Here is a 16,735-nt window from a genome sequence, read left to right on the forward strand (position 1 = left end):
ACTCCGTTCGCCCTGAGCTTGTGTGGACACCAACACCCCCCGTTCGCCCTGAGCCTGCCCTTCGACAGGCTCAGGACGATCGGAACCTTGGGCGATGCGGGCGTGGAGGGGCTTCGACAGGCTCAGCCCGAACGGAGGACGGCTCAGCCCGAACGGAGGACGGCTCAGCCCGAACGGAAATGGGCTCGGCCCCCACAGGTGTTGTTTCATCTCGGATCTCCAGGGCGAAAAGGACACCGCCACGGCGCACATGCGCCGCGGCGTGGAAGGGCTTACTGGTATCCCTTGGGGAACGGATCGGGTTTGATCAGGTCAGGCGATTCAGAGACGACCTTGAACGACGCATCCGGCATGCCCATCGCGATGCGCGACTTGCTCCACAGGTGGTGGTTCGGGTCGAGCTTCACGTAGCCCTCGGGTGCGGTCTTGAGCTCGATGCCGGTGCGCGAAGCGGCCACCACCTTGTCCACGTCGAAGCTCTTGGCCTTCTCGACGGCCGCCTTCCACAACCAGGGGCCGAGGTAACCGGCCTGGGTCACGTCGCCGATCACCGAGTCCTTGCCGTACTTGGACTTGAAGGCGGCGACGAACTTCTTGTTGTTCTCGTTCTCCAGCGACTGGAAGTACTTCATCGACGAGTAGAAGCCCTGGAAGTTTTCACCGCCCACGCCGGTCATCTCGTCCTCGGTCACCGACAGCGTGACCAGCAGCTGCTTGTCACCGGTGATGCCGGCGGCCTTGAGCGCCTTGTAGAAGGCCACGTTGGAGCCACCGACCACGGCGGCGAAGATGCAGTCGGGCTTCTGCAGCTTGATCTTGTTCATCAGCGAGCCGAAGTTGGTGCTGCCCAGCGGGTAGTACTCCTCGCCGACGACCTTGCCCTTCTGGAAGTTCTCGATGTGCTTGCGCGCGATCTTCATCGAGGTGCGCGGCCAGATGTAGTCGGAGCCGATCAGGAAGAAGCTCTTGGCCTTCTTCTCTTTCTGCGCCCAGTCCAGGCTGTACAGAATCTGCTGCGTGGCTTCCTGGCCGGTGTAGATCACGTTCTTGGACTGCTCCAGGCCTTCGTAGAAGGTGGGGTAGTACAGCAGGCCGTTTTCCTTCTCGAACACCGGCAGCACGGCCTTGCGCGAGGCGCTGGTCCAGCAGCCGAACACGGCGGCGCAGCGGTCGTTGATCAGCAGCTTCTTGGACTTCTCGGCGAAGGTCGGCCAGTCGGAGGCGCCGTCTTCCTTGATCACCTTGATCTTGCGGCCCAGGATGCCGCCCATCGCGTTGATCTCGTCGATGGCGAGCTGCTCGGCCTGGATCGAGCCAGTCTCGGAAATGGCCATGGTGCCGGTGGACGAGTGCAGCTGACCGACGGTGACTTCGGTGTCGGTGATGGCCAGCTTGGTCGTGTTGACCGTGGCGGTGGACTGGCCAAAGCTCCAGGTGGGCAAGCCCGCCAGACCGGCGGCACCCAGCATCTGCAGCACGCGGCGGCGGCTGGCTTCCGGGGTTTCAAGAGAGACGGCGTTCGGATCGGAGAGGTGCTTCATGGGTGGACTCCTGGGACGGTTGGGACAGTGAAACCGGCGGTGTGCCGACTGGGGTGAAGACTAGGGACAGCACCGTAGGGCGCCCATACGTCAAATAACGTAGAGCGGGGTTGGGTCGCTTCTTGCTAGCGTCCATGGCATGCCCTCACCCGAGCCCGCCACGCCCGTTGCCACGCAAAAAATCTTCCGGTTCCGCCGGGAATACAACTCGTGGGTGGCCGACGAGACCATGGAGGACTACGCCCTGCGCTACACGCCGCGCAGCTTTCGCAAATGGAGCGAGTGGCGCGTGGCCAACACCGCGTTCGGCTCGTTGTCCTTCCTGGCGCTGGAGGCCATCGGCGGCGCGATCGCCATCAACTACGGCTTTGGCAACGCCATGTGGGCGATCCTGGTGGTGGGGCTGATCATCTTTTTCACCGGCCTTCCGATCGCCTACTACGCCGCGCGCTACGGGCTGGACATGGACCTGCTGACCCGGGGCGCGGGCTTCGGTTACCTGGGCTCGACCATCACCTCGCTGATCTACGCGGTGTTCACCTTCATCTTCTTCGCCATCGAGGCGGTGATCATGGCGCTGGCCCTGCAGATGGCGACCGACTGGCCGCTGGCGTGGTGTTACCTGATCTCGGCGGTGGTGATCATCCCGCTGGTCATCCGCGGCATCACGCTGATCTCGAAACTGCAGGCCTGGACGCAGCCGCTGTGGCTGTTCCTGCTGCTGCTGCCCTTCGTGTGGATCGCGGTCTCACAGCCCCAGCTGTACCGCGACTTCTCCAGCCTCACCGGCATCCGCTCGGGCAGCAACAGTTTCCAGCCGCTGATGTTCGGTGCCGCCGCGGCGGTGATCTTTTCGCTGGTGGTGCAGATCGGTGAGCAGGTGGATTTTTTGCGCTTCATGCCCGAGCGCAAGCGCGAGAACCGCTGGCGCTGGTGGGCCGCGGTGCTGATCACCGGGCCGGGCTGGATCGGCATGGGCATGCTCAAGATGGCCGGCGGCGCCTTCCTCGCGTTCGCCGCGATGCAGTTCGAGGTGGCGCCCGAGCGCACCACCGAGCCCACGCAGATGTTTCTCGCCGGCTTTACCCAGGCGGTGGGCCACCCCGGTCTGGCGGTGGTGATGACGGTGGTGTTCGTGATCATTTCGCAGATCAAGATCAACGTGACCAACGCCTACGCGGGGTCGCTCGCCTGGTCCAACTTCTTCGCGCGTGTGACGCACAGCCACCCCGGGCGGGTGGTCTGGCTGGTGTTCAACGTGGCGATTGCCACCCTGCTGATGCTGCTGGGCGTGTTCGCCGGCATCGAGAAGGTGCTGGGTGTGTACAGCAACGTGGCCATTGCCTGGGTCGGCGCGCTGGTGGCCGACCTCATCATCAACAAGCCGCTGGGCCTGAGCCCGAAAGGCATCGAGTTCCGCCGCGCTTACCTGTACGACTTCAACCCGGTCGGCATGGGCTCGATGATCATCGCGGCGCTGGTGGCCAGCCTGGCTTACGCGGGTGTCATGGGGGAAATGGCCGCGGCGTTCTCGCCCTTCATCGCGCTGGGCCTGGCGCTGATGCTCTCGCCCCTGATCGCCTGGGCCACGCAGGGCAAGTACTACCTCGCGCGCACACCCTCGGCCGAGTGGAAGCCCGGCGAGGCGGTGCGCTGCGCGGTGTGCGAGAACCAGTTCGAGTCGGAAGACATGGCGAGCTGCCCGGCCTACCGCGCGCCCATCTGCTCGCTGTGCTGCTCGCTCGAATCGCGCTGCCACGACCGCTGCAAGACCAACTCGCGCGCCATCGACCAGGTGCGCGCGGCGCTCACTGCGGTGCTGCCGCAGGGCGTGGTGGTGCGGGTGAACTTCCGCGCCGGCCAGTTCCTCGCGGTGTGGCTGTCGATCAGCGCGATCATGGCTTTCCTGATCGGCATGGTCTATGTGCAGGAGAGCCTGCACGCGCCGGCCGAGGCCTTGCAGTCGCCCTTCTTCAAGATCTACGCCTTTCTTGTGCTGCTGGCCGCGGTGTGCTCGTGGTGGGTGGTGCTCACCACCGACAGCCGGCGCATGGCGCAGGACGAGTCGGAGCGGCAGACGCAGCTGCTGATGCTGGAGATCGACGCCCACCAGCGCACCGACGCCGAGCTGCAGTCGGCACGCGACCGCGCCGAGGCCGCGAGCCAGGCCAAGACGCGCTACGTGGCCGGCATGACGCACGAGCTGCGCACGCCGCTCACCAGCATCCTGGGTTACGCGCAGATCCTGCTGAAGAACAGCGACATCTCGGTCTGGGTGCGCGAGACCATCGCCACCATGCAGCGCAGCGGCCAGCACATGCACGCACTCATCGACGGTTCGCTCGACCTCGCGCGCATCGAGGCCGGGCGCTTGAAGCTCGACCCGGTGCCGCTGCCACTCGGCCAGCTGCTCGAAGACGTGGAGCGCATGATCCGCCCGCAGGCCGAGGCCAAGGGCCTGCGCTTCGTGGTGCAGCAGGAGGGCGAGCTGCCGGCCTGGGTGCGGGCGGACGCCAAGCGCCTGCGCCAGATTTTGATCAACCTGCTGAGCAACGCGGTGCGCTTCACCGACCAGGGCGACGTGACGCTCAAACTCGACTTCCGCCAGCAGGTGGCGCGCATCGACGTGATCGACACCGGCATCGGCATCGCCGCGCAGGACCAGACGCGCATTTTCCTGCCGTTCGAGCGCGGCAGCGCCGGGCGGCGCGCGCTGGAAACCGGCACCGGCCTGGGCCTGACCATCACCCACCTGCTGACCGACATGATGGGCGGCGAGCTGACGCTCAAGAGCCGGCCCGGCCAGGGCAGCACCTTCTCGTTGCGCCTGTACCTGCCGCCCATTCCGTCCGACCCCAAGCACCCGCTGCCGATCCCGTCCACGCTGCGCGCCGTCACCGGCTACCTGGGGCCACGCCGCACGCTGCTGGTGGTGGACGACCAGCCGCTGCACCGCCAGCTGCTCGCCAGCCTTCTGGTGCCGCTGGGCTTCGTGGTGCGCGAGGCGGCCAGCGGCCAGGAGTGCCTGGAGATCATCGAACAGCACCCGCCCGACCTGCTGCTGCTCGATCTCACCATGGACGGGCTTGATGGCTGGCAGACCGCTGCGGCCGTGCGCAAGCTGCTGCCGGCATCGGCCCTGCCCATCGTGTTCGTCTCGGCCAACCTGTTCGACAACCGGCCCGAGGAACTCACCAAGCTGGAGTGCCAGGGCTTCGTGGCCAAGCCCATGATGGAGTCCGAGTTGCTGGACGCGCTGAAGGGCGCGCTGGCGCTGGAGTGGGTGACCGAACAGGCGCCGGCCACCACGCCGGTGAGCATCGTGCGCCACCGCGTCACCGGCGTGCCGCTGCCCGAAGACCTGCGCGAGGAACTGCAGCGCCTGGCGCGCCAGGGCCAGGCCGCCGCGCTGCGCCAGCGCCTGTGGCAGGCCCAAACCGCCGAACCCGCGCACGCCGCCACGCTGGCGCTGCTGCAGTCGTGCGCAGACCGGTTCGACTTTCAAACCCTGATCGAATACCTCAGGGACACCGCGGAGCTCACGGAAGAAGAAGATGACATCAACACCTGACCCAGTGGCCACGCCACCCCTGGTCACACAACCCGTGATCCTGGTGGTGGACGACGCCGTGGACACCCTGCGCATGCTGGGCGACGCGCTGGTGAGTGAGGGCTATGTGGTGCTCGCCGCGCGCGACGCCGAGGAAGCGCTCGAACGTTTCGAGGTCGCCGTGCCCGACGGCGTGCTGCTCGACGCGGTGATGCCGGGCATGGACGGCTTCGCGTTCTGCGAGCACATCAAGGCCACGCCGGCCTGGTCACACGTGCCCATCGTCTTCATGACCGGCCTTTCGGAGAGCGACCAGATCCTGCGCGGCTTCGCCTGCGGCGGCGTGGACTACGTGGTCAAGCCGCTGCGCATTCCCGAGGTGATGGCGCGGCTCGCCACGCATGTGCGCAATGCGCGCGTGACGCGGCTGGCGCAGGAAGCGGTGGACGTGGCCGGCATGGGCACGGTGGTGCTGGACACGCAGGGTCGCATGGCCTGGCGCTCGCCGCAGGCCACGGCCTGGCTCGCGCTGGCCTTCGGCGCGGACGCCGCTGCGGGCAAACGCGCAGGCGAATGGCTGGGCACGGCGCTCAGCAACACCGAGACCACGCGCGACCTCGGGCGCCACGGCCGCCTGCTGGCGCGCAACATGGGCCAGGGCAACCTGGGCGAGTCGATGCTGCTGCTCACGCTCACACCCGACAGCGCTGCCGCGCAGCGCCTGCGCGACATCGCGCTCACGCCGCGCGAGACCGAGGTGCTGTCGTGGCTGGCCAAGGGCAAGACCAACCGCGACATCGCCGACATCCTGGGCATGAGCCACCGCACGGTGAACAAGCACCTGGAGCATGTGTTCGAGAAGCTGGGGGTGGAGACGCGGTCAGCGGCCGCCGCCATCGCTGGGCGCCTGCTGCCGCAAGACTGAAAGCACCGCTCCGGCGCGATGCTTGCTTGCCTCTGAGCCATGCCCCCGCACCGCACCGACCCCGACCTCGATCACACCGGCACCGACTGGCACGCCCAGGAGCTGCTGCTCATGCGCGAGGTGATGAAGCTGGTGGGCCGCAGCCTGGCGCCGGCCTTCGTGCTGCGCGAGATGCTGCACCTGATGAGCGAGCTGCTCGGCCTGAACCGAGGGCGCATGGTGTTGGCCGACGAAGCCACCGGCAGACAGCCCAAGGAAACACGCACCGCCTCCATCCGCCACGCCTACGGCCTCACCGCCGGCCAGGTGGCCAGCGGCGTGTACCGCTGGGGCGAGGGCATCACCGGGCGCGTGCTGCAGACCGGTCTGCCCGCCATCGTGCAGGACGTGGACGCCGAACCGCTCTTCCTCTTTCGCTGCGTGCCGCGCAGCCAGCTGCCACCGCAGACCGTGGCCTTCATCGCGTTGCCCATTGAAGTGAACGGCGCGACCATCGGCGTGCTGGCCTGCCACCGCATCCGCAGCCGCCAGCGCCACTTGAACGACGACCTGGCCGTGCTGCGAATTTTGGCCACGCTGGCCGGCCAGCTGCTGCAGCTGGAGCAGCTGGTGGCCGAAGAAACCCGCCAGCTCGAAGAGCGCAACGCCGCACTGGCCCGTGCGCTCGACACGAGCACCGCACGCTACGGGCTCATTGGCCGCTCACCTGCGCTGCTGCAGGCGCTGGGTGAGCTGGAGCGCGTGTCGCAGTCGCAGGCCACGGTGTTGCTGCTGGGTGAGTCGGGCACGGGCAAGGAACTGTTTGCCCGTGCCGTGCACCTGGCCAGCGGCCGGCACGACCAGCCCTTCATCAAGGTGAACTGCTCGGCGATCCCCGAGACGCTGTTCGAATCAGAACTGTTCGGCTACGAGCGCGGCGCCTTCACCGGCGCCAACACCGCGCGCGCCGGCTGGTTTGAGCAGGCCAACGGCGGCACCATCTTTCTGGACGAGATCGGCGAGCTGCCGCTGGCCATGCAGAGCAAGCTGCTGCGCACGCTGCAAGAGGGCACGCTGGTGCGCCTGGGCGGCACGCGCGAGCTGAAGGTGAATGTGCGTCTGGTGGCCGCGACCAACCGCGACCTGGCGCGCGAGGTGCAGGCCGGGCGGTTTCGGCAAGACCTGTATTACCGGCTCAACGTGATCCCGATCCGCCTGCCCAGCCTGCGCGAGCGGCGCGAAGACATCCGCGCGCTCGCGCTGCATTTTGTGAACCGCGCCAACCAGGCGCACGAGCGCAACGTGCACCTGGCGCCCGAGGCCATGGCGCGGCTGGAAACGCACGACTGGCCGGGCAACATCCGCGAGCTGGGCAACCTGATCGAACGGCTGGTGCTGCTGACCGACCACACCCGCGTGACCGCCGTGGCGCTGGAGCGCTTCATGCCCGAGTCACTGACACCGCTGCCCGCCGCCGAACCACCACCCGGCCGGCCCCTGCCCGCCGGCACCGTGCGCGAATACCTGAGCGCCCGTTCACACAGCCCGCAGACCCTGAAAGACGCCCTGCTGCGCCACCAGGGCAACCAGACCCAGGCCGCCCAGAGCCTGGGGCTCACGCTGCGGCAGTTCAGCTACCGGCTGCGCAAGGCGGGGCTGCGATGACGGGTGGGGTTGAAGGGGTGGAGTAAAAGCCGGCGCAACGGATGTGTGACAGCATCAGCGCCATTGACCAAGACTTGCGAGAAGCCGCCATGAAAACCATCGACGAAATGCTGAACCTGGCATTGCTGACCACCGACGAGCACCAACAAATCACCAGCTGGATTGCGCAGGCCGATTCGCCTGGCGACATATTGAAGATGCCGCCCTTGCTGTGGCGGGCGGTGGAGCGGGCGAGTGCGGTGATGGGGATTGACGAGGACCTGCTGCGACCGCCTGCGCTGGATGCTGACGACATGGTTTGCCGATAAATGACTCGCCTAACAGGTACCTGGCTGATCCATCTGTAAAGACAGCCTCTTCAGCTGTAGGGCTTGTCGCTCACTTTGCTGATCATCAAAGATTTCAGCACGCCACCCTTGCTGGTTTTCTGAGAAGCCACGATGTATATCAAGCTTCCCGGCTCCTGGTGTTGCTTCAAGCCGCTGTGAAAAAGACTTCTGGCGACTACTTCAACCTCCCGATTTGATCGGGTGTTCGGTTCAAGCTCAAAAGCTACCGGTCTGCCCAAGGCAGGAATGTAGATGCGGCCTTTGAATGTGTTGGTGTTGTAACTTGAGACTCGTCCTTCGTAGACGTTCGGCACCCGGTCCTCAATGGTTTCATGGATGTAGGCATACGTCTTCCGGTTTAGTGCAGTTCGGAGCGGGGCTTCATGGTTTCTTTGTCCACACGTGATAACGCACTGTGTTGCCGATCCACTCTTTACGATTGGACGATGCATTTCAACGATGGCGTTGCTACATTTTTCGATTAGAGCATCCACCTGACTTTCTTTAACCACAGGCACGTCAATTTTCCTAGCTGCCGCCTCCTTATAGAGAACGCCTAGCGACTTGTTGTAGTCAACATGCACGCCCAAGCTTTCGGAGATGACGTAGTCATACAGCGAGTACAGAACATGACCAACAGGCGAATTGTTTTGAGCCGTCCCAAGCGTATACAGCGCGGTTGAAATGACAGCAGTCAATTTCCAGCTTCCTGCTTCTGGGGGAATCGCGAATATCTTCGCGTTCTTTAGCGAAGGCGCCTGGGTAATGATCTCATCATTCAGCAAGAGATGCGTAGTCAGCGCAAGAGACCGCTGAAAGCCAATGAGAGCAGTTGATACATCATAGAGGTCTATACGGTGCCTGTCAGAGCTTGCTCCCTCGTATGACATCGTGAAATTTATGCTACCCATCTCTACCCCTGTTTGGTTATTTTGCGAGAAAACATATGACTTCTCGTTGCCCCATTAAGAACTATTGGAGTAAATGCTTGGCTGAGCATCTGCTATGCGATTTCGACCTTAACGCTAACAACACGGCGTTGTTCGACAGCTCCCGGAATAGCCTTGTCTGGATTGAATAGCGCGAGATTCATTCCGTCACTCACGGAGCTCTTGTAAATCACTCCGTCATAGCCAGCCTTTTTGATGAACTCGCATAGGTATTGACTAGGCACATAATCAATAGCCGCGCCTTGCGGCAGAACGGGCCTTGTCAGCTCTTGACCTAGCCTTTCGAGGAAAGGCAGATCGTTTCGCATAGCCCCGATTTGATCTTCGTCACCAAAGAAGAAGGGAGAGATCAAACTCTTAGGATCGCGTAGGTCGATCATCTGCAGGCCCGAGACTAATGTAAAGTCAGCTATGCACACCATTTCGCCGGTGTGCGGGCGAATTTCAGAAACTGCTGTCTGCCGCGTTGAACCGAGATATAGGTACGGAATACCCGGGGGATTGGCTCGGCCGTGCGATGTAACGCGCTTGGGGGGTGCGCTCATCGCCTCAACAAGGTAGGGCTGATCACCCTGCTGAATTCTTGATCTATACCAAATAATCGGGGGTTCATCAGCTCTTAAATGGAGCAATAAATTAGAAAGACGCTCCTTGTCCAAATTAGAGTCAGGGAAGTACCTATTTTTGTACATCAACTCATCGCGCAACGCTTCCCACCTATCCAAGCCGTCGCTCAGATATTTGCTAGATGGCGAAAAATTGCGGCGCACAATCTCACCGTCGTCGAGTATGTCTCCCAACAGATTCTTGGCTGCTGGGACATCCATGCGAGGATGGCTAAACATCCCCCAGTCAGACTTCATCCACTCGACAAGCAGCTTCCCTTGAGCGTCTGGTTCATAAATCGAAATCAAAGGTGCAAACAACTCTGCCAACTGCGTTGGATGCACAAGCGTCGCCTGATCGGTGCCGCAATAAGAGCATTTGCCGAGCTCCTCAGAGATAGAGGGAATAATATTCCCAAGCAAACTGCGATCGTTGAAACAGCTGGCGCAACATCTCATCCCTGTCGCGCTAGAAGTCATGGGAAGTAGGCTGCTAGCGTTTCAATATGGTGCTGCATAGAGAGCTTCTTTACGTAGCCCAGCCCGGGAAAGTGCCGCTTCTCGTGAAGGCTGCGAAATTCTTTAACGGCCTCAGTCTCCAGCACCATAGATTGAGGTTCGTTCAGTTTTTCAATCATTGCGTTGAGCGCTTCCGCAAACTTCCCGGCTGGGTCAGTGGGCGTGTCCATCCTCAGAGATTTGAAGTGATAGATGAACATCGCATCATCATTGCCTGGATCAATGAAGGTGAGGTGGATAGCAATTGCGTAGGCAGGCCCCCCGCCTTCTGAGTAATCGTCCCCGACTGTTAGAAAATCACCGAAGCCGTCCATGCCTTCTTCAGTGTAGGTTACATGGAGATCAGAGTATGGTTCTACCAGTGGATACTTGCTATTAGTTCGCTTTTCAAAACCATCACCAATAATTATCCGTTTACTTCCTTGAAAATGCTTGCGATAGAGCTTGCCGCAATCTTTTTCAAAGAAGACATGTCTGGTATCAGTCAGCTTCGCACCTAAACCTTCAGCAAGAGCCCTTGCGCCGGTGAAGCCTGCATGAATTAGCGTAAGGTTATGGTCTGCATGGATCTGGCAACACTGCAGCGCCTCTTCGACGGTAACATTATCTTTGAGCAAAATCCCAGCGGCTATTTCACGCTTAGGCAAAAACTTTTCTTTCAATAACGCTGAAATCGCATCGCCTTTATCTGCATGATCACCGTGATAAGGGTTGACGATAACCACAGCTGTACCGTCTACATCACAAATGGCATTCAAGGCCTTCTCCAGGCCGCCTAGCGACTCCTTAACGGGCTCAATAATTGGTGTGAACCCCGCAGCTTGTAGTTTTGCTGCGTTCTCGCGCACAGCAATTAATTCGTACTGCTTGCCCCGAAAATAAGGAAAATACATTGTTATCCACCCCAGCCTAGTGCCAAATCCAAGTTTGTATTTAAAGCTTCCACCAACTTATCGTGATCCGATTTCTTTATAGGCACCGACAACGCGGCGGCTTGCAAAGAGTTAGGCAATTGAGCAACAAGAGTTCTTAGAGGCGCAAGATCGCGCGATCTTTTAAGCGTGCGGATCATTTCTCTGTGCACATCTTCAGGTTTCAGTTGTGCGAAGAGTGTCCGCATTTCTAACCGCAATTGCGTATTTGGAACGGTGGGGACTGAGATGTCAAGGCGTTCGAGGATTTCTGCAGCTTCGGAAGAGCGCAGCGAATCGAGGACCGTAACCGGACAAATTAGGTCGGGGCGGTCGGCAGCTTCGCGCAAGGTGGAAATTTGATGTCTTTTCGAGAGACGCAATACGCCAACATCGGTCGGCGTGACCTTAAGAATCTCTTCGGCATGACTCTCTCCACAAATCACGACAACCCGAGAGAAGAAAGTCTGATAAGTGGCAACCTGTTTCGCCAAGCGGCTTAAAGAGTCGCGTTCGGACTTGATCTCGTAGACTGTTGCGGTGCCATTCAAAATAGCCAAGTCTGCCTTGCAATCGGCGACTCTAAATTCGGTCAGCATAGATGCTGAAGACAGAGAGTGGGTGCCCAATAAGACCTTGTGCGTCACCGCGGACCTGTACACGTATTCATCGCGACAAGCTTCGACGCGCAGCATGGAGAACGCTGATTCAAAAGCTTCGGCGACGGTGGCGCCTGTCACACCGGAAGGCGTCAGTTCCTTAAGCAGCCGCGCAAACAATGGCGACTTGCCTTTCCCCGCCAACTGTCGAAAGACAGCGGAAGAGAATAGCCTTGAGCAGGCTGACAGCTGGGTCGCGCTCAAACGCAAGGAACTCTCCTAGAGAAACGCCCCTTCGGGCCGAACGTGGCAAGTATAGGACGGCCACTCCCTCGGCCGAAAGGCATGGCCATGGGCAAACGTTCGTCCAAAACCGACCGGTTCGAATAGATCGTTGCGCCCCATCCAAAGCTGTGGGTGGCGGAAAGGCGAGCGGGCGGTAAACGCGCGTACCGATTTTGAACAGATGGACATCACGGACACCCGAAAATTTGCAAGCTGGACTAACGACGGTTCGCTCTATGGCCTGCAGACGGCCTGCCAGCACCAACACTGTGTTGACATTGTGTCGACACAGTGGCGCAGCCAGGCATCGCCGTCAGCCAGCGCCTTCCCGCACTCAATCTCAATAAACCCAACAAATTCAACGCCCTTCGCGCAATAACCCACGTGCCCACCCCCTGGCACGCAGGTTGCGCTAGAGACCTCAGGCAATCCCGCCTGCCGCCACTTCCGCGAGGTCTCCATGAGCATTGAAGCCACCCTGATCGCCCCCGCCCAGCTTGCTGCGCTGCAGTCTTCCGAACCCGTCGTGGTCATCGACACGCGTGACGCGGACACCTTTGCCGCCGGTCACATTCCCGGTGCCGTGAACCTGCGCGAAGTGTTCACGTACCTGGCCACCTCCACGCCCGAAGGTCTACAGGCGCTCAAGGCCACGTTTGCCGAGGCGCTGGGCGCCGCCGGTTTGTCGGGCAAGGAAACGGCGGTGTTTTACGAAGACGCGATGAACAGCGGCTACGGCCAGTCGTGCCGTGGCTACTACCTGCTCACCTGGCTGGGCTACCCCAAGATCAAGGTGCTCAACGGCGGCTTCAGCGCCTGGAAAGCGGCCGGCATGCCGGTGTCCACCACGGCAGCCACGCCCACCCCCGCCACCTTCCCGAGCGATCTGCCCACCTCCGACGTGATGCTCACGCAGGACGATGTGAAGGCCGCGCTGGGCACCGACACCGTGTTGCTCGACGTGCGCGACATCGACGAGTGGATCGGCGAATCCTCATCGCCTTACGGCAAGGACTTCGCGCCGCGCAAGGGGCGCCTGCCCGGCGCCAAGTGGCTGGAGTGGTACCGCTTCATGAAGCCTTCGGCGCAAGGCCCGGTGTTCAAGACGCCCGACGAGGTGAAGGCCGAGTGCGCCACCGCCGGCATCACCACCGACGACACCATCTACCTCTACTGCTTCAAGGGCGCGCGCGCGTCCAACACCTTCCTGGCGCTCAAGCAGGCCGGCTTCTCTGACGTGCGCATGTACTTCGGCTCGTGGAACGAGTGGTCGCGCGACGAGAGCCTGCCGATCGAGACCGGTCTGCCGCTGGTCAAGTCCAGCAAGAAGCCTGCGCTGGCGCTCGCCGCCTGATTCTTTTTCCCCGACCCCTGAAAACCTGGAGACACCATGTCCGTTACCGACACGCTTGAGCCTGTGACCACTGTGAAGGCCTACCTGCGCCCCATCGACAGCGAGGGCCTCGCGGCCTTTGCCGCCAAGGGCAAAGCCAACCCCGCCAGCCGTGGCACCAACAAGGTCCACACCGTGATGGAGGGGCAGTACCGCTCGCTCTCCACCGTGGGCAACCATGCCCCGGTGGTGGTGGACGAGCCGCTGCATTTGTTTGGCGAAGACACGGCGCCCGCGCCCGGCGAGATCGTGCTCTCCGGCCTGGGCGGGTGCCTGGCGGTGGGCATCACGGCGGTGGCCACCTGGAAGGGCGTGAAGCTCAGCAAGCTGGAGGTGTTCCTCGAAGGCGACATCGGCAACCCCGCTGCGTGGGGCGCCGGTGGCGCGCTGGAGAAGCTGCCGGCCGAGATGGGTTTTCAGGCGATTCGCGTGAAGGTGGTGGTGGAGGGCGATGCGCCGCGTGAGGTGCTCGACGAGATCGTGCAGCACGCCAATTTCTACTCGCCCGTGGCCAACAGCATGCGCAACCCGATTCCAATGACCATCGGACTGGCAGACGCATGAACCCCCACGACCTGCCCCCTGAGCTGACCCACGAAACATCGGCCACCGCGCTGCTGGCCGCGGTGCGCGAGGTGGCGCAGGGCCCGTTGGCGGCGGTGGTCGAGTCCATCGACCGCAGCGGCTACTACCCCCGCGCCGAGCTGCAGCAACTCGCCGCCCTCGGCGCCATGAGCGCGCACCTGCACGGCGAGGCCGGCCCGGGCGACTTCGGCCTGTCGATCCGCGCCATGGCCGAGGCCTCGCGCGTGTGCGGCGCCACCGGCTTCATGATGTGGTGCCAGGCGGTGTGCGGTCTGTACATGCAGCAGTCGGGCAACCCCGCGCTGAATGGCGAAGCGCTGATGGCGCACGTGCGCGGCGACACGCTGGGCGGCACGGCCTTGTCCAACCCCATGAAGAGCTACGCGCAGATCGAGAGCCTGCTGCTCAAGGCCACGCCGGTCGAGGGTGGCTACATCGTCAACGGCTCGCTGCCCTGGGTGAGCAACCTCGGCCCCGACCACAGCTGCGGCGCGATTGCCGCGGTGGTGAATGGCGAAGAACACATCGGCCGCGAGGTGATGTTTCTGCTGCGCTGCGGCACGCCCGGCGTGGAGCTGCGCGAGTGCCCGAGCTTCTCGGCCATGGAAGGCACGGGCACCTACGCGCTGCGCCTCAAAGACCATTTCATTGGCGCCGATGATGTGATCGCCGACGCCGCCAAACCGTTCATTGCCCGTATCCGCGCGGCCTTCGTCATGCTCCAGTGCGGCATGGCGGTGGGTGTGACGCAGGGCGCCATCGATTCCATCTGGGAGGTGGAGGCGCAGCTGGGCCATGTGAACCAGTTTCTGGAAGACCGGCCCGACGCGCTGCAGGCCGAGCTGGACGCGCTCACCGCGCGCGTGATGAAGCTGGCCGAGACGCCCTACAACCCGTCGGTGGAGTTTTTCATCGACGTGCTCGACGCGCGCGCCCACGGTGCCGAGCTGAGCTTGCGCGCGGCGCAGTCGGCCCTGCTGCACCAGGGCGCGCGCGGCTACCTCATGAGCTCGGCCGTGCAGCGCCGCGTGCGCGAGTCGCACTTCGTGGCCATCGTCACGCCCGCCATCAAACACCTGCGCAAGGAAATTGCGCGGCTGTCTGCGGAGGTGATGCCGGCATGAACCCCCTTCTGCCCGTGGCCCTGCCCACCCCTCCGGTCGAGTTGAGCACCCCTCCGTTCGGGCTGAGCTTGTCGAAGCCCTCACCAGCCATCCTTGAGAGCGCACTCGCCCCCTACCTCTCCTACATCTGCGACGCCTGCGGCTACATCTACAACGAAGCCGACGGCGACCCCGACGGGGGCCTGGCCCCCGGCACGCGCTACGCCGACATCCCCGACGACTGGGCCTGCCCGCTGTGCGGCGTGACCAAGGCCGACTTCACGCCCTACACACCGCCCAACCTCGACGCCCTGCGCGCCAACATCAAGGGCAGCGCCCCGGTGGCCACACGCGGTGCGGCGGGTGTGCTCATCGTCGGCGCTGGGCGCGCCGGCTGGCAGATGGCCGAGGCACTGCGTGCGCTGAACGCCGACCTGCCCATCACCGTGGTCACAGCCTGCGCCGGCGACGTGTACGACAAGCCGATGCTGTCCATCGCCATGGCGCGCAGCACGGCACTGGACCAGCTGGTGAAGGAAAGCGGCGCGGCAGCCGCTGCGCGTTTGAACGTGCGCCTGCTCAGCCACACCCACGCCGTGCGCATCTGCGCCGACACGCACCAGCTGCGCACCACACGCGGCGTGCTGCGCTTTGACCGGCTGGTGCTGGCCCATGGCGCGCAAGCCAACTTGCCGGCCGCGCTGCCAGCCGCGCTGTGCTGGCGCATCAACCACCTGGCGGCCTACCAGAAGCTGCGCGCCGCCTTGGGAGACACACCCAAAGACGTGACCATCGTCGGCGCCGGCCTGATCGGCAGCGAACTCGCCAACGACCTCGCCCTCGGCGGCCACCGCATCACCCTGCTCGACGTGCAGGCCGAGCCGCTGGCGCGATGGAGCGCCGAGGGCGCGGGCGGCCAATTGCTCGACGCCTGGAAAGACCTGGCCATCCGCTTCGTGGGGGGTGTGCAGGTGGCGCAGTTGGAGCAGCTGGCGGGTCGCTACCGCATCACCACCGCTTGCGGCCAGCGTTTCGCCGCCGACCAGGTGATCGCCGCCGCCGGCCTGGCCACACCGCCGCGCCTGGCGCAGAGCGCTGACTTGAAGTGGGACAACGGCATTGCCGTGGACCCGACGAACCTGAAGACCAGCAACGAGCACATCCACGCCATGGGCGACTGCATCGCCATCAACGGCCAACCCAGCCGCTTCATCGAACCCATCGCGCGGCAGGCGCGTGCGATCGCGGCCGACATTTGCGGCGCCACGCCCGCACCTTATGAGCCGCGCGCGGCGGTGGTGCGGGTCAAGACGACGTCACGGCCGTTGACGTTGCATTGAGTCTCGCGCTCAGCCCTTGCTCTCCGCCTGCACCTGCGCCAACGCCAGAATCACCTCCCGCACCAGCTTGCGCTGCGGCGCCGGCAGGCTGAGGAAGGCGTCGAACACCTCGCGCTCCTGGTAGCTCACACCCTCGTCCCACCGTTTGCGGCTCTCCTGCACGCGGTGGCGCACGGCTTGGCCGAAGCGCAGCACCTCGGGCTCCACGCGCAGGATCTCGGCCAGCACCAGCAGCTTGTCCTGCGCGGGAATCGCCTCGCCCCGCAGCCAGCGTGAGGCCGCCTGGAACGACACCGAGCGTCCCCAGTAGTGGGCGTTGAACAGGTTCAGCAGCACACCGGGGCGCGGCTCCAGTCCGGCGGCCGCCATGGCATCGCGCAGCCGCTGGGCGAATTCGAGCTTGTGTTCCATGCACCGAACGCTAGTTTTCGGCTGCGTTTCGAATCAACTTCGTGT

Annotated in this window: 15 protein-coding genes; 8 read left to right on the forward strand and 7 right to left on the reverse strand. The window is 63.2% G+C overall.

The genetic code is table 11. The features are described 5' to 3' along the window. Both IV113_RS24430 and urtA read right to left on the reverse strand, forming a co-directional pair. Positions 1 to 210: hypothetical protein (locus IV113_RS24430; protein ID WP_291090779.1), on the reverse strand; the 210-nt coding region annotated here is incomplete at its 3' end. A gap of 62 nt (positions 211 to 272) precedes the next feature. After that, a complete protein-coding gene (urtA, locus tag IV113_RS24435; protein WP_291090780.1) occupies positions 273 to 1,541 on the reverse strand; it encodes an urea ABC transporter substrate-binding protein in 1,269 nt (422 codons plus the stop codon). A 139-nt stretch (positions 1,542 to 1,680) separates the two neighbouring features. Between urtA and IV113_RS24440 the strand changes: the two genes are divergently transcribed. The 4 genes from IV113_RS24440 to IV113_RS24455 all read left to right on the forward strand — a co-directional run bounded on the left by IV113_RS24440 (position 1,681) and on the right by IV113_RS24455 (position 7,968). Next, positions 1,681 to 5,112 carry an ATP-binding protein gene (locus IV113_RS24440; protein WP_291090783.1) on the forward strand — a complete coding sequence of 1,144 codons (3,432 nt, stop codon included), beginning with the start codon at positions 1,681 to 1,683 and terminating at the stop codon, positions 5,110 to 5,112. Beyond that, positions 5,096 to 6,016 carry a DNA-binding response regulator gene (locus IV113_RS24445; protein ID WP_291090785.1) on the forward strand — a complete coding sequence of 307 codons (921 nt, stop codon included), beginning with the start codon at positions 5,096 to 5,098 and terminating at the stop codon, positions 6,014 to 6,016. Before IV113_RS24440 ends, IV113_RS24445 begins: the two co-directional genes overlap by 17 nt. A 39-nt stretch (positions 6,017 to 6,055) precedes the next feature. Beyond that, positions 6,056 to 7,660, forward strand: a complete 1,605-nt coding sequence (locus tag IV113_RS24450) for a sigma 54-interacting transcriptional regulator (RefSeq protein WP_291090787.1) — start codon at positions 6,056 to 6,058, stop codon at positions 7,658 to 7,660. 89 nt (positions 7,661 to 7,749) lie between these two features. Then, entirely contained in the window at positions 7,750 to 7,968 is a 219-nt protein-coding gene (locus IV113_RS24455; RefSeq protein ID WP_291090789.1) for a hypothetical protein, read from the forward strand. Positions 7,969 to 8,018: 50 nt separating this feature from the next. Here IV113_RS24455 and IV113_RS24460 read toward each other — a convergent pair whose 3' ends face one another. The 4 genes from IV113_RS24460 to IV113_RS24475 all read right to left on the reverse strand — a co-directional run bounded on the left by IV113_RS24460 (position 8,019) and on the right by IV113_RS24475 (position 11,843). Next, positions 8,019 to 8,879 carry a hypothetical protein gene (locus tag IV113_RS24460; protein ID WP_291090790.1) on the reverse strand — a complete coding sequence of 287 codons (861 nt, stop codon included), beginning with the start codon at positions 8,877 to 8,879 and terminating at the stop codon, positions 8,019 to 8,021. Between the two features lie 113 nt (positions 8,880 to 8,992). Then, the gene (locus tag IV113_RS24465; RefSeq protein ID WP_291090792.1) at positions 8,993 to 10,024 is read right to left on the reverse strand and encodes an RES family NAD+ phosphorylase; all 1,032 of its coding nucleotides are present in this window, start codon (positions 10,022 to 10,024) and stop codon (positions 8,993 to 8,995) included. Next, positions 10,021 to 10,956 carry a sce7725 family protein gene (locus tag IV113_RS24470; protein WP_291090794.1) on the reverse strand — a complete coding sequence of 312 codons (936 nt, stop codon included), beginning with the start codon at positions 10,954 to 10,956 and terminating at the stop codon, positions 10,021 to 10,023. Before IV113_RS24470 ends, IV113_RS24465 begins: the two co-directional genes overlap by 4 nt. Positions 10,957 to 10,958: 2 nt before the next feature. Next, on the reverse strand, positions 10,959 to 11,843 hold the full coding sequence (locus IV113_RS24475; RefSeq protein ID WP_291090796.1) for a sce7726 family protein: 885 nt from the start codon (positions 11,841 to 11,843) through the stop codon (positions 10,959 to 10,961). 475 nt (positions 11,844 to 12,318) lie between these two features. Here IV113_RS24475 and IV113_RS24480 point away from each other — a divergent pair, with 475 nt between their 5' ends. Genes IV113_RS24480 through IV113_RS24495 form a run of 4 tightly spaced genes read left to right on the forward strand, consistent with a single transcriptional unit; the run spans position 12,319 to position 16,279 of the window. After that, on the forward strand, positions 12,319 to 13,212 hold the full coding sequence (locus IV113_RS24480) for a sulfurtransferase (RefSeq protein WP_291090798.1): 894 nt from the start codon (positions 12,319 to 12,321) through the stop codon (positions 13,210 to 13,212). A 36-nt stretch (positions 13,213 to 13,248) separates the two neighbouring features. Continuing rightward, complete coding sequence (locus IV113_RS24485) at positions 13,249 to 13,815, forward strand: OsmC family protein (RefSeq protein WP_291090799.1); 567 nt, start codon at positions 13,249 to 13,251, stop codon at positions 13,813 to 13,815. After that, on the forward strand, positions 13,812 to 14,960 hold the full coding sequence (locus tag IV113_RS24490) for an acyl-CoA dehydrogenase family protein (RefSeq protein WP_291090801.1): 1,149 nt from the start codon (positions 13,812 to 13,814) through the stop codon (positions 14,958 to 14,960). Before IV113_RS24485 ends, IV113_RS24490 begins: the two co-directional genes overlap by 4 nt. After that, entirely contained in the window at positions 14,957 to 16,279 is a 1,323-nt protein-coding gene (locus tag IV113_RS24495) for an FAD-dependent oxidoreductase (RefSeq protein ID WP_291090803.1), read from the forward strand. The genes IV113_RS24490 and IV113_RS24495 overlap by 4 nt, the downstream gene beginning before the upstream one ends. Positions 16,280 to 16,288: 9 nt before the next feature. Here the strand turns inward: IV113_RS24495 and IV113_RS24500 are convergent, their stop codons facing one another. Beyond that, on the reverse strand, positions 16,289 to 16,690 hold the full coding sequence (locus IV113_RS24500; RefSeq protein ID WP_291090805.1) for a transcriptional regulator: 402 nt from the start codon (positions 16,688 to 16,690) through the stop codon (positions 16,289 to 16,291). Between the last annotated feature and the right edge of the window lie 45 nt (positions 16,691 to 16,735).

The sequence above is a fragment of the Hydrogenophaga sp. genome (assembly GCF_018780385.1).
GTDB lineage: Bacteria > Pseudomonadota > Gammaproteobacteria > Burkholderiales > Burkholderiaceae_C > Hydrogenophaga.